Origin of the sequence: Mesorhizobium sp. J428 (assembly GCF_024699925.1) — a bacterium.
Classification (GTDB): Bacteria; Pseudomonadota; Alphaproteobacteria; order Rhizobiales; family Rhizobiaceae; genus Mesorhizobium_A.
The window spans coordinates 4,889,307-4,910,453 of sequence record NZ_JAJOMX010000001.1; the positions used below are offsets into that span (position 1 = coordinate 4,889,307).

The 21,147-nt window shown below is 65.9% G+C and carries 19 protein-coding genes; all 19 read left to right on the plus strand.

Annotation, left to right across the window (positions count from 1 at the left end; genetic code table 11):
* Positions 1–63 precede the first annotated feature (63 nt).
* The 19 genes from LRS09_RS24610 (at position 64) to LRS09_RS24700 (ending at position 21,138) form a co-directional block, all read left to right on the plus strand.
* Entirely contained in the window at positions 64–714 is a 651-nt protein-coding gene (locus LRS09_RS24610) for a terminase small subunit (RefSeq protein ID WP_257809655.1), read from the plus strand.
* Positions 707–2,827 carry a phage terminase large subunit family protein gene (locus LRS09_RS24615; RefSeq protein ID WP_257809656.1) on the plus strand — a complete coding sequence of 707 codons (2,121 nt, stop codon included), beginning with the start codon at positions 707–709 and terminating at the stop codon, positions 2,825–2,827. The genes LRS09_RS24610 and LRS09_RS24615 overlap by 8 nt, the downstream gene beginning before the upstream one ends.
* Position 2,828: 1 nt before the next feature.
* Positions 2,829–3,053 (plus strand): hypothetical protein, encoded by a 225-nt coding sequence (locus tag LRS09_RS24620; protein WP_257809657.1) that lies wholly within the window; start codon positions 2,829–2,831, stop codon positions 3,051–3,053.
* Positions 3,053–4,651, plus strand: coding sequence for a phage portal protein (locus tag LRS09_RS24625; RefSeq protein WP_257809658.1), 1,599 nt, complete (start codon positions 3,053–3,055; stop codon positions 4,649–4,651). The genes LRS09_RS24620 and LRS09_RS24625 overlap by 1 nt, the downstream gene beginning before the upstream one ends.
* On the plus strand, positions 4,648–6,042 hold the full coding sequence (locus LRS09_RS24630) for a S49 family peptidase (protein ID WP_257809660.1): 1,395 nt from the start codon (positions 4,648–4,650) through the stop codon (positions 6,040–6,042). Before LRS09_RS24625 ends, LRS09_RS24630 begins: the two co-directional genes overlap by 4 nt.
* Before the next feature lie 92 nt (positions 6,043–6,134).
* Entirely contained in the window at positions 6,135–6,683 is a 549-nt protein-coding gene (locus LRS09_RS24635; protein WP_257809662.1) for a hypothetical protein, read from the plus strand.
* A 101-nt stretch (positions 6,684–6,784) separates the two neighbouring features.
* Positions 6,785–7,738: a Mu-like prophage major head subunit gpT family protein gene (locus LRS09_RS24640; RefSeq protein ID WP_257809663.1), complete on the plus strand. Its 954-nt coding sequence runs from the start codon at positions 6,785–6,787 to the stop codon at positions 7,736–7,738.
* 112 nt (positions 7,739–7,850) lie between these two features.
* Entirely contained in the window at positions 7,851–8,261 is a 411-nt protein-coding gene (locus tag LRS09_RS24645) for a hypothetical protein (protein ID WP_257809664.1), read from the plus strand.
* 3 nt (positions 8,262–8,264) lie between these two features.
* A complete protein-coding gene (locus tag LRS09_RS24650; protein WP_257809665.1) occupies positions 8,265–8,591 on the plus strand; it encodes a hypothetical protein in 327 nt (108 codons plus the stop codon).
* Between the two features lie 15 nt (positions 8,592–8,606).
* Positions 8,607–9,050, plus strand: coding sequence for a hypothetical protein (locus LRS09_RS24655; protein ID WP_257809666.1), 444 nt, complete (start codon positions 8,607–8,609; stop codon positions 9,048–9,050).
* A gap of 53 nt (positions 9,051–9,103) precedes the next feature.
* The gene (locus LRS09_RS24660; protein WP_257809667.1) at positions 9,104–9,502 is read left to right on the plus strand and encodes a hypothetical protein; all 399 of its coding nucleotides are present in this window, start codon (positions 9,104–9,106) and stop codon (positions 9,500–9,502) included.
* Positions 9,499–9,894 carry a hypothetical protein gene (locus LRS09_RS24665; RefSeq protein WP_257809668.1) on the plus strand — a complete coding sequence of 132 codons (396 nt, stop codon included), beginning with the start codon at positions 9,499–9,501 and terminating at the stop codon, positions 9,892–9,894. Before LRS09_RS24660 ends, LRS09_RS24665 begins: the two co-directional genes overlap by 4 nt.
* Before the next feature lie 148 nt (positions 9,895–10,042).
* The gene (locus LRS09_RS24670; protein WP_257809669.1) at positions 10,043–11,947 is read left to right on the plus strand and encodes a phage tail length tape measure family protein; all 1,905 of its coding nucleotides are present in this window, start codon (positions 10,043–10,045) and stop codon (positions 11,945–11,947) included.
* Positions 11,947–12,639: a hypothetical protein gene (locus tag LRS09_RS24675; RefSeq protein ID WP_257809670.1), complete on the plus strand. Its 693-nt coding sequence runs from the start codon at positions 11,947–11,949 to the stop codon at positions 12,637–12,639. The genes LRS09_RS24670 and LRS09_RS24675 overlap by 1 nt, the downstream gene beginning before the upstream one ends.
* Positions 12,636–13,259, plus strand: coding sequence for a hypothetical protein (locus LRS09_RS24680; protein ID WP_257809671.1), 624 nt, complete (start codon positions 12,636–12,638; stop codon positions 13,257–13,259). The genes LRS09_RS24675 and LRS09_RS24680 overlap by 4 nt, the downstream gene beginning before the upstream one ends.
* Positions 13,260–13,261: 2 nt before the next feature.
* Positions 13,262–13,687: a hypothetical protein gene (locus LRS09_RS24685; RefSeq protein WP_257809672.1), complete on the plus strand. Its 426-nt coding sequence runs from the start codon at positions 13,262–13,264 to the stop codon at positions 13,685–13,687.
* Entirely contained in the window at positions 13,678–16,368 is a 2,691-nt protein-coding gene (locus LRS09_RS24690) for a hypothetical protein (RefSeq protein ID WP_257809673.1), read from the plus strand. Before LRS09_RS24685 ends, LRS09_RS24690 begins: the two co-directional genes overlap by 10 nt.
* A 287-nt stretch (positions 16,369–16,655) precedes the next feature.
* Positions 16,656–19,154, plus strand: a complete 2,499-nt coding sequence (locus tag LRS09_RS24695) for a hypothetical protein (RefSeq protein ID WP_257809674.1) — start codon at positions 16,656–16,658, stop codon at positions 19,152–19,154.
* A gap of 34 nt (positions 19,155–19,188) precedes the next feature.
* Positions 19,189–21,138, plus strand: coding sequence for a hypothetical protein (locus tag LRS09_RS24700; RefSeq protein ID WP_257809675.1), 1,950 nt, complete (start codon positions 19,189–19,191; stop codon positions 21,136–21,138).
* The last annotated feature ends 9 nt before the right edge of the window (positions 21,139–21,147 follow it).

Sequence of the window (21,147 nt, forward strand, 5' to 3'; positions counted from 1 at the left end):
CGGTTTTGACGTGAGTGGTGTGGAGCGGGTTGGGAATCACCTTGTTGTTGTTGTTATGGGCAAATGCAGACCGGTGAGCTGACGCAGTCCGAGATCGAGGATCTTGTCGCGCGCCATCCGCTGCCGGAGGGTGTCGGCGACGTCGTGCTGAATCGCGATGAACTCGCCGAAGCGCTCGACGTCTCGTCGAACACGGTCACGGCCTGGATCAACGCCGGGATGCCGGTGCAGCAGGCCGGCGGCAACGGCAAGCCCTACGAGTTCCGGCTGGCGCACTGCCATGCCTGGAACCAGGCGCGCAAGGCCGACGAGGACCTCCGCACAGCGAGCGCGCGCCAAGCCATCGCGGCGATGCGTCTGGCGCTGGTTGGCGGGTCTAGCGGCCAGTCGATCGAAGCGCTGGATCCGAAGCAGCGGCGCGAGATCATCGCCGCGCAGATCGAGGACGAGCGCTTCGCCGCGCAGCGCCGGCAGTTGATGCGCCGAGACGACGTGCGCGAGCTGACCGAGAGCCTGATGATGCTGGTGCGCGACACCATGGAGAGCGCGCCCGACCGCGTCGAGCGTGTCGAGGCGATGCCGCCCAAGGCGGTCGACGCCTTCGTGGACGTCTGCGACGAACTGCTCGAGGAGTTCGCGCGCCGCATCGCCAACTTCTGGGACGTCAACCGGGAAAACCGGGCGCCGGTGAAGCGGGACCTGTTCGATGCTTGACCAGGCCTGGCGCCGGTTCCTGCCGGACACGCCGCCGCCGCCCTTCGCCTCGGCCGAGGACGTGATTCGTGACGCGCTGCCGACGCTTCAGCCGCGGCGGCGCATCACGGTGCCGCAATGGGCGGAGCAGTCGCGGCTGATCGACTTCTCGAACGCGAAGGGGCGCTGGTCCAACGCGTTCACGCCCTACATGACCGAGCCCTCGACGATGGTCACCTCGCGGCGCTTCGGCGCGGTCGTGTTCGTCGGACCGGCGCGGGCGATCAAGTCGGAGCCGCTAATCCTCAACACGATAGGCCACGCCATCGAGTGCAAGCCGCGCGACACGATGGTGGTGTGCCAGACACAGGATTCGGCAAAGCAGTTCTCGGAACGGAAACTGGGACCGATGCTGCGGCACAATCCGCAGCTGATGGCGCGTCAGCTGACTGGCCGGGGTGCCGACAACATCCACGAGAAGAAGTTCGAAGGCGGGATGAACCTGCAGATCCGCTGGCCGGTGATCGGGAACTTCTCGCAGAACGAATATTTCAGCGTCCTGCTGACCGATCGCGACCGCATGACGGACGATGTCGACGGCGAGGGCGATCCCTTTACCCTGGCGCGCAAGCGCGTGCAGCACGCCGGCTCGCTTGGCATCGTCGTCGAGGAGAGTTCGCCAGGCCGGCCGATCGAGCGCGACGACTGGGAGCCATCGACCCATCACGAGGCGCCGCCCTGCGCAGGCATCCTGTCCGACTACAACCTGGGCACCCGCGGCAAGTTCTACTGGTGCTGCCCGCACTGCGGCGACGCGTTCACGCCGATCTTCGAACGGCTGAAATGGGACAGCCGCGGCACGGAGAGCGAGAGCGCCAAGACGGTCTGCATGGTCTGCCCGTCCGGCTGTGTCATCGGCCCTGACCGGAAAAACGAGCTCAACGCCGGCGGGATATGGCTGCACGAGACCGCCGACGGCGGCAGCGCGGTGCCGATCGATGACCCGGCTGTGCGCGACACCGACATCGCATCCTACTGGTGCGAAGGACCGGTGGCGGCGATGCAGAGCTGGGAACAGCTCGTGCTGCGCTACTTGCAGGCGAAGGCGTCCTTCGACGAGCGCGGCGACGAGAAGGCGCTGCTGTCTACCGTCACGCTGGACCAGGGCCGCCCCTACCTGCCGGCCGTGCGCCAGATCGGCGAAGGCCTGTCGGTCGAAACCCTGAAGGCGCTGGCGGAGGGCCATGCGCTCGGCGAGCTGCCGGCGGCGACGCGCTTCGTGACGGTGCAGGTCGACGTGCAGAGCAATCGCTTCGTCGTCTCGGTGGAGGCGTGGGGCCAGGAACTCGAGCACTGGCTGGTCGACCGGTTCGACATCTCGACGCCGCCCGCCGGCGCGCCGGGCGCGGAAGCGGGAAGTGATGGCAAGCCTCGCCGCGCGATCGATCCGCCGCGCTATTTCGAGGACTGGGCGGCGCTGCGTCCGCTGCTTGACAGGTCGTGGCCGGTCTCCGGCAGCGACATCTCGCTGATGCCGCGTGCGTTGATCGTCGACTCCGGCGGCGCGGCCGGCGTGACGCAGAACGCCTACAAGTTTTTGCGGGCAATGCAGCGTCAGGGCCTCGGTGGCCGGGTGTTCCTGGCCAAGGGGCACGGCGGCCTCGATCGCCAGCGCGCCGTCTATGGCCAGCCGGAAAAGGTGCTGGGCACACGCAAGAAGCGCACGACCGACCTGCGCATCGTGGTTGTCGGAACCGACCCGCTGAAGGACGAGGTGGCGCTGTCGCTGACCCGCAGGGAGCCGGGGCCGAACGCCTATCACCTGCCGCGCGCGCTGACCGACACGGTTTTCGCCGAATTCTGCGCAGAGGTCCGCACCGACACCGGATGGCAGGTGCGCAAGCAAGGGCTGCGCAACGAGGCCTTCGACCTCGCGGTCTATGCCAAGGCGCTGGCAATCGTGCTGAAGGCGGAGAAGATCGACTGGTCGCGCCCGCCTGCCTGGGCCGCCGATCCGGGCGAAAATTCATTTGCCGTGCGGGTGGCAGCGCCGACGCAGACGGCGCCCGCACCGCCGACTCCCGTCGTGGTGGGCCGTCCTCGTGGCCGGCGCGTTCGTTCAAGGGGAATCTGAGATGGCCGGAATCACACTCGCACAGGCCGAGGCGCAGCTGGCGCTCTGGCTGACCGCGTCGGAACGGGTGTCGCAGAAACAATCCTACTCGATCGCCGGTCGGTCTCTGTCCTTCGCGGACCTTGCCGACATCAACGCGCAGATCCGCTACTGGGATAGCGAGGTCAAAAAGCTATCCCGCGTCGCCTCGGGCCGCGGTCGCATCCGCTACGCGGTGAGCGAGTGATGCGCGTGCGAGCGGCGGCACCGAACCTGCTCGATCGGCTGGTTGGGTATTTCGCACCCGGCCTGGCGGTCGAGCGCATCCGCGACCGGACCATGCTGTCCATGGTCACCGGTTCCGGCGCGGGCGGCTATGCCGGGGGCAAGCGCGACCGGCGCGCGACGAAGAACTGGCGGCCGGGCAATGGCTCGGCCAATGCCGACCTGCTTCCGGAACTCGACACGCTGCGCTCGCGCAACCGAGACCTGGTGCGCAACGTTCCGATCGCGTCGGGCGCGGTCTCGACCAACAAGACGCATGTCATCGGCGACGGACTGGCCCTCAATGCCACCTGCGACCGCGACGCGCTCGGTATCAGCCAGGAGAGGGCGGCAGCGCACAACAAAGCGGCCGAGCGCGAGTGGGCGACGTTCTGCGAAACGGCCGACTTCACGGGCGTGCAGCACCTCGCGGACATGCAATACATGCTGTTCGGCGCGGTGCTGGACTCGGGCGATGTCTTTGTGCTGCGCCGCTACCGTGACGTCGGCACGCGCTACGCGCTGCGCCTGCAGGCGATCGAAGCCGATCGCGTGACGAACCCGATGTGGCGGGCGGACACGACGACGCTGGCCGGCGGTATCGAGCACGATTCGGACGGCGTTCCGGTCGCTGTCCACATTGCGGACCAGCATCCCGGCGACATTCGCCGCACGTCTATGTCCTGGCGGCGGGTGCAAATGCGGTTCGAGGATTCAAGCCCGGTTGTGCTGCACCTGTTCGACCGGTCACGACCGGACCTCGCGCGCGGCGTGCCGTATCTTGCGCCCGTGATCGAGATGCTGAAGAGCCTCGGCGACTTCACCGACGCCGAAGTGCGCAGCGCGCTCGTCGCCGCCATGTTCGCGGTGTTCGTCGAAAAGTCGCCCGACGCGGAGTCCTCGCCGCTGCCGACGACGGGCGAGGGTTCCAACGGGAAGGACGAGGTGGAGCTGGGATCCGGCGCCATCATCGACCTGGCCGAGGGCGAGAAGATCACGGTCGCGAGCGGTGCGCGGCCCAATCCGCAGTTCGATCCGTTTATGATGGCGATGTTCCGTCAGATCGGCGTTGCGCTGGAGCTGCCAGTCGAGCTGTTGATCAAGCATTTCACGGCGTCCTATTCGGCCAGCCGTGCCGCACTGGAAATGGCGTGGCACACGTTCCGCCGCCGGCGGTCCTGGTTCGCGCGCACGCTGCTGCAGCCCGTTTATGAGATGGTGATCGAAGAGGCCGTGCTGCGCGGATATCTCGACTGCCCCGGGTTCGAAGATCCTCTGCTGCGCGCCGCCTGGTGCAAGGCGACCTGGTCCGGACCGGTGCGTCTCTCTCTCAATCCGAAGCTCGAGGCGGAGGCCGACGAGATCGACCTGCGCAATCACCTGAAGACGCGTCAGCAGGTAATGACGGAGCGGACCGGTGGCGACTTCGATCAGAAGATCGAGCAGGGCAAGCGCGAGAAGGCAGCGATCGACGACGCGTTTCCTGCTGCTGTGCCGGCGCCGCCACCTTCGACAGAAGGCTCCCCGCAGGTCGATGAAAAGGCGGAGCCCGAAGAGGACAAGGAAAACGACGAGCCATGAGCAACACGCTTTTCCATATTGCCGACCGCGTTCTCAACAGGCCGCTGCTGATCACGCCCGACAAGGCGCAGATCATCCTGGAGGTGGTCGCCGGCCGCATCGGTGTAAACTCTCCGGAGGCCAGCCGCTTCGAGGGCGATCAATTCGAACGGGATGCCAGTGGCCAGCCGGTTCGTTTCAAGCCCTATAAGGTGAGCAGCGGCGTGGCGATCATCTCGATCGTTGGCTCCTTGGTGAACCGTGGGGCATGGGTCGGTGCTTCATCGGGGCTCGTCTCTTACGAAGGTATCCAGCACCAATTGCGGAGCGCTGCTCGCGACGAAACGGTTCGTGCAGTGATCCTTGATCTGTCGACGCCTGGCGGAGAGGCCATCGGAGCATTTGAGACTGCGGCGGCGGTGCGCTCTCTCGCAGCGGTGAAGCCGGTTACTGCCATCGTCAACGGCATGGCCGCCAGCGCCGGCTATGCGATCGCTTCTGGCGCATCCGAGATCGTCACCACGGAAACCGGCGTTTCCGGCTCGATCGGCGTCGTGCTGCTTCACGCCGACTTCTCGCGCTATCTCGCGAACGAGGGCATCCAGCCGACCTTCATCTTCGCCGGTGCCCACAAGGTCGACGGCAATCCGTTCGAGCCGCTCGGTGCGGCGGTCCGTGAAGATCTGCAGAGCGAGGTCAACGCCTTCTACGAGCAGTTTCTGAAGACCGTCGCCACCGGTCGCGGTGCGCGCCTGTCGATCGACGCCGCCCGCGCAACCGAAGCGCGGACGATGATCGGCGAGGCGGCCGTCGCGATCGGTCTTGCCGACCGCGTCGGCACCTTCGAATCGGCGCTGGCCGATCTCCAGCAAGTCGCAAACCGCGCACCCGCATCGGGGCGCACAACCTCCATGAAAGGCAAAACCATGGACACGACCACGGGCGCGCCCGCCGCCGATGCGGGCATTTCCCAGGCTGACCATCAGTCCGCCGTGGCGGCGGCCGAACAGAAGGGCGCCTTGACCGAGCGGACCCGTCTCGCAGCCATCCTCGGCGGCGAAGGCATTCGGGGCGATGCGGGCCGCATGGCAGCGGCCATCGATCTCGCAGTGAAGGCACCGACGATGTCTGCTGCCGACGTGACCGCCTTCGTGTCGGCCAACGTGGCGGCGGCCCCAGCGGCGGGCGCCGCCACCGTCTCGGCGCTGCTGTCCAAGCTCGACAAGGCGGCCGAAGGCGTGCAGTCGCGGCCTTCGACCGATGGCACGGCCGGCGCCGCCGACGCGCCGAAGGCGACCACGCCCGAGGGCTGGAAGGCGGAATACGCGGCAAGCGCCACGATCCAGGCCGAGTTCCCGACCGCCGAGGCATACGTCGCCTACCAGAAGCGGCAGGCCGTCAAGGCCGCCTGACCTGGCCGCCCGCGGCAAGCCGCGGGTTTCCATCCGGCGGCGGCGCACGGATCTTCGGGCCGCATCTTCCTCAACCTCCAAGGAATAAACCGATGAAAACAAACCTGCTTTTCGCGGGCGCGCTCGCGTTCGCGCTTGTCGCCGTCGCGGTTCACACGATCTCGCCGGGCGCCGATATCTTCTCGCTGATGCCGGACGCCGGCTTCGCCACCGCGATGGCGACGCTCGCCGTCAACAAGCAGCGCGACTACCAGATGGGCGACAAGGAAGAGTATCCCGTCATCGCCGCCGACATCATCTACCAGGGCGCTGCCGTCGGCGAGAATGCGTCCGGCTATGCCCGGCCGCTCGTCGCCGCCGACCCGTTCCTCGGCTTCGCCGAGGCCATTGCCGACAATTCGGCTGGAGCGGCCGGCGCGATCAATATCAACGTGAAGAAGCGCGGTAACATCGTGCTGCCGATTTCCGGCCTCGCCATCACGGCGAATGACCGGCCGGCGGTCTATGCCTCCGACGACGACACGTTCACGCTGACCTCGGCCGGCAATTCACTGATCGGCTACGTGTCCCGCTGGGTGTCGACGGGCGTGGCCGTCGTGGAGTTCGACGCCGCTCTCGTCAAGGCCGCGTTGCAGGCCTGATCCGCCTCTCGCCTGATCGTCCCGGGCCGGCTTCGGCCCGGCTTCCCGTCCTGCCGGCTCGCCCGGAATCCCCAACACTGCAACAGAAGGAGTGAAGCGCCATGCTTCCGCAGCAGTTCCAGAAAATCACGACCAAGGGCGTGGTCGGCATGATCCTCGCCCGCCTCGAAACCGGCTCGGCCGCATGGGTATCGCTGCTCGCGATGCGCATGACCTCCACGCAGGCGATCGAGGAATACGCCTGGCTCGGCAACGCGCCGGCGCTGCGCGAGTTCATCGGTGGCCGGACGCCGGCCGAATTGTCCGAGAATTCGTTCAAGGTCTCGAACAAGGATTACGAAGGCTCGATCCTGATCAAGTCGAAGGACATGCGCCGCGACAAGACGGGGCAGATCCAGATCCGGGTGAACCAGCTCGCCGACCGCGCGAACGACCATCCCGCCAAGTTGATGTCGAACCTGATCATCGCCGGCGAGTCGACGGTCTGTTACGACGGGCAGTATTTCTTCGATACCGACCATGAAGAGGGCAAGAGCGGTTCGCAGTCGAACGACATCGTGTTCGACATCTCGGATGCGAATACCGGCGGCACGCCGACTGCCCCGACCGCAGCGACCATTGCGGCGGCAATCCTGCGGGCGATCCAGCAGATCTACACCTTCATGGACGATCGCGGCGAGCCGATGAACCAGGGCGCGGCGAGCTTCGTCGTCATGGTCCCGATCAGCTTCATGGCTGTCGGTCTGGAGGCGATCTATGCGCAGCTCACCGGCGGCGGCAACACCAACGTTCTGAAGGCGCTGGAAGGCCGCTTCTCGATCGAGCTGGTGCCGAACCCCCGGCTCACCTGGACAGACAAGATGGCCGTGTTCCGCGTCGACGACGCCGCGAAACCCTTCATCCTGCAGGAGGAGGACATTCCGGATGTCATCGCGCTCGGCGAGGGCTCGGAATACGAGCAACTGAACAAGGAACAGCTGTTCGGCATCGATTGGACCGGCAACGTCGCCTACGGCTACTGGCAGCATGCCTGCCTGGTCACGCTCCAGGCCTGATCCCCGCCCTCCTCGACGCGATCTCCCGGCCGCCTGGCGCGGCCGGGAGGTGCCCTTTCCCGACGCGCTTTCGCGTCCGGCAAGTGCACCGCAACGCAAAAGGAATCCCGACATGAAATTCATGGTTACCGGCGGCACCGCCGAGATCGGCACCGACATGGCGCTGAAGCTGACGCCCGAACAGAGCGCCGCGCGCGCCTTCGCGATCGAGGAGATTGACAAGGGTCTTTTCCGGCCGAAGCAGGTCGTCCAGTTCAAGGCGGGCGAGACCGTGGAGATCGTCGACACGGACCTTGACGACATGCCGCGCACGCTTGCCTCGCTGCTGCAGCCGATCGAGATCAAGGGCAAGGGTAAGGGCAAGGGTAAGAAAGACGAAACGCCGCTGAAGACCGACGGGCCGACGGTCGAAGAATACGTGGCGGCCGGCTATTCGGCGAAGAGCTACCCGCCCAAAGGCTATGCTTCTCGCAGCAGCGACGAAGACATCGCAGCCGCGATCAAAGCCGAAGCCGGCGCCTGATCCATGCCCGTCGAGACCGCCGCGGACCGCGCACTGTTCGTGGATCCGGATGAGTTCGGGTCCGTCGCATCCTGGGTCGTCGGATCCAATACGCCGGTCGTGGTCGCGGGCATCTTCGATGCGGCATCGCTCAACCTGGCGATCGGCGACGGGCTCGATCTGTCAGATGTCGGCCCGCAGTTCCTGATGCGGGCGACGGACGTGCCTGCCGGTGGCCGTGATGGCGACGTTCTGACGATCACGATCGACGGCGTGGCGACCGCCTATACCGTCCGGACACGCGAGCCCGACGGCACCGGGATGGTGCTGCTGCGGCTGGAAAAGAACTGATCGGCGGGATCTGCGATGGCGGACCATATCTGGCTGCAGATCCGCGACGGCTTTGCCGACGTGCTGGACGGCGTCGAAGTGGCGGCGGGCGTTGTGCCTGCCGTTGAAACCGACATGACGCATCGGCCCAACACCGACCGCCTGCCACTGTGGCGGATCAAGTGGGGTGACGAGAGAGTCATCGAGCGGACGCGCGAGGACATCACCCGCGAGGTGCAGTTCCTGGTCGAGGGCTGGTGGACCGGCAAGCCGCTGGAAGCGCTGCTTGCATCGATGGCATTGGCTGCCGAGACCGCGATCGAGGCCGACCCGACGCTCGGCGGTCTCGTCGCCCGAGCGTTTTATGCCGGATCCTCGCTGCAGGTCGACGGCGAAGGCGAGAAGCGCGCCGGGGTGGTTACGTTGCAGTATCGCGTCGTCGTGGTGACGAGCCGCACGGATCCGACACAGCGGGCGTAGCGCCGCGCTGCCGGAACGACTGAACATTTCAAACATCGTGAAAGGATGAGGCGATGACTGTTTATGCGGGCAATGATGGCGTCGTGAAGGTGGGATCGAATGCCCTGACGAAGGTGCTTTCGTTCGAACTGAACGAGGAGGAAAGCACGTCCGACCGGACCGACGGCATGGGCGAGGAGTGGGAGGATTCGATCGGGATCAAGAAGCGCTGGGCCGGTTCGCTCGAATGCCGGCGCAACGATGCCGACGCCAACGGACCGGTGACCTGGGATGTCGGCGACGTGCTGGCGCTGAAGCTCTATCCTGATGGTGACGGCGTCGGACGGCAGGAACTGGCGGGTTCGGCCCGGGTGACGTCGATCGGCAACCCGGTCGACATGGAATCGACCAACCGCATCTCGGTCGAGTTTACCGGCCAGGGCGCGCTGACCAAGACGACGGTGTCGGCATGAGCACCCTGCACGCCAAGGGTGCGCTGCACGCCAAGATCAAGGCGCAGGGCGCCTCCGTCACCTGGCGCACGGTCGGGATTCCCGAGTGGGGCGACGAGGTCAAGGAGGGCGGCAAATCCGTCATCAAGCCGCTCGTGGTCAAGGTGAAGACGCTGAACCTCGACGAGTATGCGACCTGGACCAAAGTGCTGCAGGAAGATGGGACGACGACCGAGCGGATCCAGCTTATTCAGCAGCGCACCTATGATGAGACCGGAAGCACGCTGTTGTTTCCGCCCGACGACCTCGATGCGTTCTCTTTGCTGCGCAATGATGCCGACCCGATCATCATCTCGCGGCTGATCCTGGCGATCACCCGCTACTCGGATCGGGCGACCGCCACAAAAAACTGACCGCCGGGTCGGTCCGCTGGAAGTTCATCCTGGCGGAGCGGCTCGGCAAGACCGTCGGCGAAATCGAAGCGACGATGAGCGTGGATGAGTTCGTCCACTGGCAGGTCTTCCTGTCTGAAAAGACACCCCGCAAGCCGAAGAGGAAGACATGATTCCCGATCTCATGTTCGACCTGCTGGCGCGCGACCTGACCAAACCGGCGTTCAAGTCGGTCGAGGACAGCGCCGCGCGGACCGACAGCCGCGTCAAGCAGATCGGCTCGTCGATTGCCGGGCTCGGCGCGCGCGTCGGGCGGGGGCTGTCGGGCATCGCGGCCGGGCTGACCGGACTCGGTGCCGGCGCGGCGGCGATGGACTGGCTGAATGCGTGGGCAGATGCCGACAAGGCGATGGCCTCGGTCGATCAGGCGGTCACGTCGACCGGCGGGGCGGCGGGTCTCACTTCGGCGGCGCTGGGCGAGATGGCGGCCAAGCTGCAGGGCCTGTCCGTCTATGACGACGACGATATCCTCGGCAACGTCACTGCGCCGTTGCTGACCTTCACCAAGGTTGCGGGGGAAGAGTTCGGGCGCGCGCAAGGGCTGATCCTCGACATGGCGAGCCTGCTCGGCACCGACCTGCAGTCGGCGGCGATGCAGGTCGGCAAGGCGCTCAACGAGCCGGTCAAGGGGATCGCATCGCTGTCGAAGGCCGGCATTCAGTTCACGGCCGACCAGAAGGAGATGATCAAGGCGATGGTCGAGGCCGGCAACGTCGCCGGCGCGCAGAACATCATTCTCGACGAACTCGCGACCCAGTTCGGCGGGCAGGCGGAACGCATGGCCGCCTCCGGCCTTGGCCCTCTCGAGCAGATGAAGAATGCGTGGGGCGACTTCAAGGAAGAGATGGGGGCCGGCGTGGCACTCCTGCTGCCACCCGTGACTCAGTTCCTGAAGGCGGTGGTCGGCGGTTTTCAGGCGCTGCCGGAGCCGGTCAAGCTGGCGATCGGCGCATTCGCCGGCGGGGCGGCGATCATCCTGCCCGTCGGCGTGGCGCTCGGTCTTGTCGCGACCGGCATAGCGGCGATCGGCGTGCCGGTGGCCGCGACCGCTGCCGGCATCGCGCTGCTGACGGCCGGCATCGTCGCGTTCTGGCCTGAGATCAACGCGGCGGCGACCGCCATCACCACCTTCCTGACGGGCGCGTGGGCGTCGTTCGAGGCCGGATGGGATTCGATCGTCGGCAAGGTCGCGACGGCAAAGGCGGCCGTGACGCAATTCGCGGTCGACATCGCCAGCGCGTTTGCTGCTCTGCCTGGGGAGATGCTGGCGATCGGCGGGCAGATCATCGACGGACTGTGGCAGGGACTCCAGTCGAAGTGGGCTGGCGTGAAAAACTGGCTCTCAGGCATCGCCAACTACATCCCGAACATCTTTCGGGAGGCGACGGAGACGCATTCTCCCTCCCAGGTGATGCACGACATCGGCGTCGATATCATGCAGGGCCTGCAGAACGGTCTCAGCAGCATGACGGGCGGCGTGACCGGGACCGTGAGCAGCATCGCCGATCAGGTGACGGGCCTGTTCGAGAACATCGCCGATTCGATCGGTCAGGCCATCGCGAGCACGAAGAGCTGGAAGGACGTCGCGCTGGATGCGCTCAAGGCCGTCGGCAACATGCTGATGTCGCAGATAAGCGCGGGAGGCGGGCTCGGCGGGATATTCGGCAAGCTGCTGAAGGGGATCTTCGGCGGCTTCTTCGCCGACGGCGGCACGCTGCGGCAGGGACAGATCGGTGTCGTCGGCGAGGCCGGGCCGGAGATCATCTCGGCTGGATCGACGCCAGTCGTCGTGACGCCTACGGACGACCTGCGGGCGCCGCGCGCGGGCCGTGCCGGCCCGGCGTCGGTCAGCAATGTCGCGACGATCAATCAGGCGTTCCATCTCGACGGTGCGATCTCGCCCAGCGACGTGCTGGCCATGGTGGCGCAGGGCTCGGCAGCGGCGGTCGCCGAAATCAAGCGCCAGCTGCCCGACATGCAGTTCAAGACCCAGATGTTCGGTCGGGCCTATTGATGACGACCATCTACAACTTCCCGCCGATCGTGCCGCGTGACATCAAGGTCTATGCGCTCACGTCGCGCTTCGCGCCCGGCATTTCCCGATCGGGCAAGACCAACGGCATTCCGGAGCCGAACGGGCGCTGGGCCATGGACCTGGCCTGGGCGCGGCTGAAGAACGCAAGCGGCTCGCTCTGGTATGCGTGGTTTGTCGATGCGCTGCAGGGCGGGGCCGCCGTGTTCCAGGTCAATCTCTGGCGTCACGTCGAAACGGTGACGCCGGAGGCGCTCGGCCTGACCGATCTCACGGCGTTGCCATGGTCGAGCGGCGCGGCGTCGCCGACATTCTCCGATGGGACGGGATTTGCGTTCCAGCCGACCGCGACCGTGACTGCCGTCGCGCTCGCTGGCACGGCCCGTGTGAGCGTCGACACCGGAGACTATGGCCAGGTGCTGAAGCCCGGTCACCTGATCGGCTTCGGCGACGGGGTCAACCGTGTGATGGACATCGAATGGACGGGCAGCGTGGCGGATATCACGCTTCGGCTGCCGCTGCGGTCCTCGCTCGCGCCGGACGACCCGATGCGTTTCTGGCCGCGCATGCTGGTGCAGGCGGCACCCTCAAGCGTGGACACGTTCCGCGCGCTGCATGATTTCGGGCAGTTCACCAGGCCGGGCGCGATCACGTTCGAGGAGTATGAGGCGTGAGCTTCTACGACGATTTGCGCGCGGCGCTGGATGCGGGCGGCGAAATCATGTGCCGGCGCGCGTGGCGGTTCGACATCGACGGCTATGCGCTGCAGCTCTGGGAGGGCAACGGCAAGGCCTATACCGGCAGCGGGGAAAGCGAACTGGTGTGGGCCGGCACGATGAAAGGGCAGCAGAACTTTCTGGCAGCGCCGCGCCTGACAGACGGGCGCTCCGGCCAGTCGCCTGCCTACGAGTTCCGTCTCGGCTATGTCGACCATGCGACCTATGCGGCGGTCAAGGCCGAACAGTCGCGGGCGATCGGTCGCCAGCTGATCTGTTACCGGCTCTACTTCAGGCCGAACGAGGGATCACGATCGTTTTCGACGCCGCTCGTGATCGGCAGCCTGACCATGACCGGCGTCGGCTTCTCGGAACAGCGACGGCGCGAGGGCGCCGGCTATGTCGTCGACTATTCGGTCAGCGTGATGGCGCGCGACGGCAATGCGGGGCTGACCGACACAGCTTTCGCCTACGTGACGGACACCGACCAGAATGCGCGCTCGGCCCTGAAGGGCGTCGTGCCGGATCGATATGCGAGGTTCACGCCGCGCATGCAGAACCGCGAGATCAAGGTGTGACGATGGATGTCGAGACCGCCATCGCCGCCACGCTCGAGCGCTGGAAACGGGAGAGCGGAGATCCCGGCACAAGCGACTGCGCGATGTCGGTTGCGGGCTATGTCGAATTGCTGACGGGCCTCGATCCTGCGCTGCCGTGGCGCGGTCGTTATCGGACGGCGCGGGGCATGGTGCGCCTGACCCGGTCGGCCGGCGGTCTCCACATGATCCTGCGGGCGGGCCTGCCGCCCTGCGGTGCCCGGATTGTTGCGGATTCTCGTCGCGGTGATGTGGTGGTGTGCCGCCCTGACGGAACGGTCGACAACGAGACGGCCGGACTTCACCTGGGCGATTTCACCGCCTTCAGGATGGCGGCCGGGTTCGCCCTGCGGCGCTTGCCGATCTTCGAGGCCTGGCGGGTGACGGGGGAGGGGGCACGATGCGGCTGAAGCTGCTGGCTGCCACGCTGCTGCTGTCGACGGCCCTGACATCGCCGGCACAGGCGATGCCCTTCATACCTGCCTTCATCGCAGGCGGGGCCGCGGCATTCGGACTGGGCACCGCGGCGGGCGCCGCAGCGGGCGCCTATGCCGGCGCGGCTCTGCTGGGCTTCCAGGTGGCGGGATTCCTGACCGGGCCGGTTGGCGGACTGCTGCTGTCGACGGCGCTGCAGTTCGGCATCAATGCGCTGACCCCGAAGCCCAAGGCTGAGGGCATGCAGGGGAATGTCAACTCGGCCATCCCGGTGCGGACGCTGCATTTCGGGCCGCTGCTGATCGGCGGCAGCCTGATCTTCGCCGAGGCCATTGAAGGGCGGATCTATTACGCGATCCATCACGGCGACTGCGAGTCGGAGCTGATCGCGGACTGGTTCAACGACCTCGAGCTGACGTTCAACGGCGGCGGCTACGTCAACAATCCGGAATTCGTCTACAAGGGCGACGCCTACTACACCTTGGAGCGCCATGACGGGGCGCCTGGCGCTGTCGTGTCACCCATGCTGTCGACACGGTTTCCGGAGTGGGACGAGGACCATGTCGGCGAAGGCTGCTGCTACACGGTAATTTTCGTCGGCGCGATGAACAACCCCAAGGCAGCGGCAAAGCTGCGCCGCAGCCAGGGTCCGCTGGGTCTCGGCGTGCCAGCCTATTTCCGCGAAGCCTACTGGGGCAAGGTCTACGATCCGCGGCTCGACAGCACGAATGGGGGTGACGGTCCGCAGCGCGCGGACGATCCGACGACCTGGGCCTATAATGACAATTGGGCGCTGGTGATATCGACCTATCGCATCCATCCGGACGGATGGGCGAAGCCGCCATCGTCGGTCAACTGGGCCCGGATCGCGGAACAAGCCGACATCTGCGACGTCGAGGTCACCGGGCGCGGCGGCTATGTGCAGAAACGCTACGCAGTCGCCACCTCGATCGCCTTTACCGAAGTGCACCGCGACGTCGAAAAGCGCCTCCTCGAGGCGGCCGACGGCATGCGCTTCACCGATTCGGAGGGGCGCTGGTTCGTCCGCTGCGGTTACTGGGAAGCGCCGACAATCACGCTGACCAGCGACGACATCTACAGCCTCGACTGCGCGCCGTCTGGCAACGGCGAGAGCGAGCACAATGTGTTCGTGGCGCTCTATACCGACACGCGGCTCGGCTACAAGACGACCACGTCCTCGGCCTGGAAGCATCCCGATCATACTGGCCCGGGGATCTACGAGCGCCGGGCGCCGGCCGTCGAGATCCCGGAGGCGCCAAACCACAACCAGGCCGTTCGCGTGGCGAAGGCGGTCGGCTGTCGCACGCGGTCGTCGACCCGCCTTGCCATCACCGCCGGCCTGCGCGCGGCCGAGCTGCGCGAGCATCGTTTCGTGACGATCGCGATCGACGACGAGACGTTCGACGGCGACTACGAGATCATGTCCTACGACGAAACTGAGGACGGGTTGCTGTTTCCGTTGCAGCTGGTGCGCAGTGGTTCCGGCAACTGGACGCTGGAGCCGGGCGAGGAAGGGCCTCTGCCGAGCTACGACAATACGATCGGCGTCGCGGTGACCGTGCCCGAGCCGACATCGTTCAACGTGGTCGCAGAGACAGTCGGCGCCTCGGTGCGCCTGAGGGCGACATTCGATCCACCGGCGCTGGGAGCCAGCGACGTGGTCGTCGAATATCGGCCGGACGCCGGCGGGCCCTGGCTGGAGATGGTGTCGAACTCTTCGCTCGGCTACGCCCTTTCCGACTTCGTGACGGATGGCGTCGACTATCGCGCGCGCGCCTATGCCGAGGATTCGACCGGCGCCACCTCGGCCAATGTGCCCGACGATACCGGCCTGCTGGTGACGGCGACGGTGGACCCTGTGGCGCCTGGCGTGCCGGTTGCTTTCTCAGCGACCCCTGACGGTGATGATGTCGATCTGGCCGCCACGGCGTCGAACAGTGCAAATCATCACGCAATACGGTTCTGGCGCGCTGAGGGAGCCGAGACCTTCGCCGATGCTGTGGATGTATCAGGGGCAATCTACGGGCCGCCAAACGGCTCTGTTGCCGCCACCGACACTGATCCGGGCGATGGCGCGTGGCAGTTCTGGGCAACAGCCGAGAACGCGTCTCAGGTTCAGTCGGCGCCGACCAGCCCCGCGCTGCTCATGTTCAACCTGGAAACGGAAACCGAGGACCTGCTCGACCGCATGTCGGCGCTGCCGGTCAATGCCGGCATCGTGGCGATCGACGCGTTCATCGCGTCGCTGATCGCGGCCGGAACATGGGCAAAGCGAGATGTGCTCTATGTGCCGATCCACAATACGATCGACTCGCTGCTGAACTGGAAGGGTGCCAGCTACCCGCTCACAAACCACAACGCTGTAGCTCTCGATCCCTGGGGCGCATTCCAACCGAATGGAACGACCAGCTATCTCTCGACCAGCTATGCGCCAGGTTCGAGTGCGGGTGTCGCCTTGCAGAATGACAATCATATGATGGCGCTGAGTCTTACCGACACGGCCTCAAACAACGTGATTGTCGGTAACGACAACATGTCGATCGTCCCGCGCATCCCGTCCAACGTGATTGGCGTTCGAACATGTCGGCGACATCGAACGCGACGGCAGCGAACACCAACGGCGCCTGCCTTGTGACGACCAGCCGCTCGGGCTCAACGAGTTTCGAACTCTACAAGGACGGCTCATCAGCCGGCACCATGACGCGCACGAGCTCGGCGGCGTCCGCCAACGGGCTGTTTATCGGGGGGGCGCAATGTCGGCGGCGTCTTGACGACGCCCAGCAGCCGAGAAGTCGGCTTCGTGTCGGCAGGGTCCAACCTTTCGTCCAGCGACGTCGCAGCGGATGCGGCTGCCTTGGCCGTGTTCCGCGCCGCCGTCGCGGGCCTCTGATCTCTCGCAACCACAACCTTCGAGGACCGCCGATGGCCGTGACTAGGACACCGCGTCAAGTGCTGATGGGCAATCCGCCGCGCGACGACTACGAGCCCGACAAGATCGAGCACTATACGCTGCTCGACGAGATGCTTGAGCAAATCGGCGAGGCGATCGACAGGGTCGATGTGACCGAGGATAACTTCGAAGCGCTCGGAACTCGCGTCACCGCAACTGAGGGCAACATCAACAGCCTTGGCGGCAGGGTAACGCAAGCGGAGGCGGATATCGATGCGCTGACGGCATCGGTGGTGACAGGGCAGAAGCCGTTGATCTCGTCTGTCCGGCTGCTCGTCACCACCGACGTGAGTGTCGCCACTGGCATGGAAGCCGGAGATTTGTTCGACGGCGAGGTGCTGGTGGCGGGCTGGCGCATCGCCAAGTGCTACAACGGCGCGACCGGCCATTCCTCCAACGGCATCTACGTCGTTCCGGCCTCCGGCGCCGCGACGCGCGCCACCGACGCGGACAGCGATGCCGAGCTGCGCAACGGCGCCTTCTATGTCGACGCCGGCACCCATGCCGGCGAGCTGTGGGCGGTGAAGAACCCGACGGCCATCACGGTGGGCTCGACGGCCATCGTGATCGAGAAGGCCCGCGCCGCATCGGGCGTGGAGGGCGATGTCGCCGCGCTCGAGGAAAGGGTGCTCGATATCGGTCACCAGAGCGGCGCGACGACGAAGGCGGCGACGAAGGTCATTGGTCTCGACGGGACACCGGCCGACGGCACGGCCTCCACCGATGCGGTCTATGTTTTTTCCGACATTTGCGGCGGCGACGGGTTCATCACCGAGGTCTGGGCCTATGGCAAGGGCGCCGGCTCGTTGGAACTTCGGCTCTATTCCGGTGATGCGCCTTCGGCGGAGTCCGGCGTGTCGACGCTGCACAGGGAGTTCACGCAGACCCTGCCACTGGCATCCGGCCTCAACACCTGGTCGTCGGCCGATGGCGACTTCGCGCCGATCCCGGTGCGCAAGACCGATCGCGTCGCCTTCTATGCCGGCACGCTGCTTGCCTATGAGGCCTCGGCATCTGGGGACGGCGGCGGATACCATCCGCTGCTGGGCGCGAACATCTCGCTCGACGATCCTGCGCTGTCCGCCGGGGTCTTCGATGCCAGGCTCCAGTTCGGCTGCCGGGTGGATTATCCGGTCGAACGGATCGAGGCGTCGCCGCCATGGGCTGTTCGCCCCGGCTTCGAAGTGGTGCTCGACAAAGATTGGAACCACGCGGTCGACTACGGCCAGTCCAACAACATCGGCACCGACACGGCCGCGGTGTCGACGACACCCTCGGTGCGGCATTACACGTTCAACATCGGGCCGAAGATGACCAAGCCTGGCATCTCCGGGGCCAGCGGCGTGACGGCGGACGACGGTGCCATCAAGCTGCTGGTCGAGGACAATGCCAAGCCGCAAGAGGCCAATCCCTACGGCGAGACCTCCTGCTTCACCTTCGCGAGCCAGTTCACCAAAAGGGCTCAGAAGGCATCCACGGCCGTTCCGACATGGTTCGCCTCCGCGGCGGGACGAGCCGGCACGGCTTTGTCCGGCGGGGTCTCGCCACTCAACGGCATCGACAAGCTGCAGCCGAACAGCGTCTGGTATCCCAACCTCGTCTATCACGTCGAGGCGGCGAAGCGGGAGGCCGGGCAAATCGGCCGCTCCTACCAGGTGGCGTTCGTCGGCTTCGACGGACTTGAGACAGACCAGCTCAACGGCGCCAGCTATGCCCTGGTCAAATCGCGACTGGCGTCGCTGCTCGACAACTTCCGCGCCGACGCGATGTGCAAGGCAGGGCAGGACCGGAGACCGATCTGGCTGGCAACCACGCCCATGTATGGCGCGACGGTCGCGAGCGGAGCGATCCAGGCGCTGATGGACGCCTGCGAGGCAAGGCGGGATATCCATTTCGTCTGTCCGGGATACCGGCTCCCGTTCGTCAACTCGTTCCACTATTCGGCGCAGGGCCAGATGCTCAAGGGCGCCTACAGGGCGCGCGCTGCGTTCCAATATGCGCAAGGTCTGATCCCCGACCGGTGCTGGTGGCGGACGGTGCGATATACCGGCACGACGGTCACGGCGGTGCTGTCGCATCCCGGCACGGCGCTGCTGTCTTTCGCGACTGCCCATTCCACCATCGCTTCAACGATCGGCGCGACGGCGCAGACCACGGACGGCGGGATCAAGGTCGTCGACGACACCGGCACACTGACCCTGTCCGGCATCACGATCGGCGCGGCGGTATGGAACCCGGTGACGCATCTCTACGACAGCGAGATCTCGATGACGATCAACCGGTCGCTCGGGACGAACCCGAAGTTCCGCTACGCGCGCGACTATCAGGGCGCCAGCCGCGGCGTCACCAGCGGCGCGGACGGGCTGCTCTACGATAATACCGCAGAGACCGTGACCCTGGACGGCGTCACGCATGTCATGGCGCATGCCGCGCCGCCTTGCGAACTCTCCATCATCTCCGCCGCCGACTGACCGCGGCTCACAGACATCAACAGAGGACAGTGCGATGCCGTTGCAGGGCTATAGCAAAGGCCTGGAAGAGATCGGGCGCCTGGCGCCGGCCGAAGGAGATATTCTCCAGAAGAATGGCGGGACGTGGGCCGCTCGCTCCCCTACGGCGCTGCCAGTGTCGGATGCGGCCGAAGCGGAAATGCGGCGGCTGGAGGGCACGAGGGCCGTCGACGTGCCGTTCTATGCCGACGGGAAGCTCGTGCTCGAGACGGACACGGTCGGCGCGACGCACTTCATCGATCCGGTGACGGGCCACCGCTCGATGCGCAACCTCGTGCTCGACGGAGGCCGTGGCCCGGCACAGAACGGCATTCTGCCCGTCGCCTTCGACCGAACCGGCAACGTCATCTCCGGCTATTCGGACGGCGACTACATCCAGTTCCACCCGGAGCGCTTCGCGGGCGTCGTCGTCCAGGGCGACCACAACAAGATCTCGCAGCTGTGGTGGATCGAAGACAACCCCAATCGCGGGGCGCAGATCAAGCGCCAGCTCACCTATTCGCAGCACGGAGTGACGGGCTATCGGTGGGTCAAGTATCCGGACATGGCTGCCGGCGAGCCCGGCATCGTAATTGCCGAGTTCAACGATCATGACCTGATCCGCGACCGGTTCAAGAGCCGCCGTGTGCATGTGCACCCGAGCGCGCCGACGGAAGTGCCAACCAAGATCGTCATGGTCGTGGTCAACTCGCAGTCGAATGGCGTCGGTGCGGGTCCGACCAATGCCGCGTTCCCCGGCATCGGGAACAACGCACAGACCACGCGCAAGTCGATGCCGCTGCGCCGGCTCGTCCACTCGGGGACCGGAGCGCAGCTCTACAACAAACTGCTGATGTTCAACGGTGGCGTTATCCCGCATCAGGGCGGCGCCACCGGCCCCATCGCCGCGCTCGACGCTGCACAGATCGCCAGTCTTCAGCCGCTGGTCGAGGGCACGAATGCGGTCGCGTCGAACCGCGAGACGTTCCTCGGTGCGCTGGCGCATCACCTCAACGGTCCGAACGGCTACGACGGTTCAGCCTACATCATCGCCGCGACGCTCGGGGTCGGAGGAACGGGGTGGAAGGATCTGTTCTACGATGTTGACGATGTCGGAGCGGAGAGGCAGCAGGCATACCTCAACTGCCTGATCGCCATCGAGCGGGCGCAGGTTCTCGCGACGAACGTCGGCCTGCCGCTGGAGGTGCACTTCGTCGTCGACCAGGGCGAGAACGACATGGCGGCGGGCATCAGCACCTACCAGGACCTGATCGAGGAGTGGCTGCCGATCATGCAGGCCGATGTCGAGGCCATCACCTCGCAGGCCGTCACGCCGCAGCTGTTTCTGGCGCAGACCATGTGGGCGCGTGGCACGGAGAACAGGCCGGCAGACAGTTCGCTCGCACAGGTCAACGCGGCCATCGCCAATGCCGACGTCCACATCCTGCCGCCCGCCTACTTCGCGGATTACAACGGCGATACCGCGCACTATCCGGGCTGCGAGCACCAGTGGCGCGGCGCGCTCTACGGCGAGGTAATGGCCGACTGGCTGATCCGGGGCGAAAATTCGGCGCTCTACGCCACGGCCGCCACCTATTCCGGGGCGACCATGCAGGCGACATTCACGCATCCGCTTCAGCGGGACAACGATACGATCGTGCCGCCCACGGCAGGGGGTATCTCGCACGACAACTCGGCCGGAACGACTGTCTCGCTCTCGGCCGTGCGTCTGAACCAGGCCGATCCGACCAAGCTCGATCTCGCCTTCGGGGCTTCCGTTCCGGGTGGCGCCGCGGAGACGTTCCGTGTCGGTCATGGCGCCCAGGTATCGACGAGCGCGCTTGGCTTCGATGTCGGACTCCGCTCCGTCTGGCGACGATCGGACTGGGAGCGCTACTCGATGCTCGACGGTCGGCCTCTCTACATCTTCGCCAATCTCCAGGAAATCGTCGCGACAGCGGCGTGACAGAAAGGA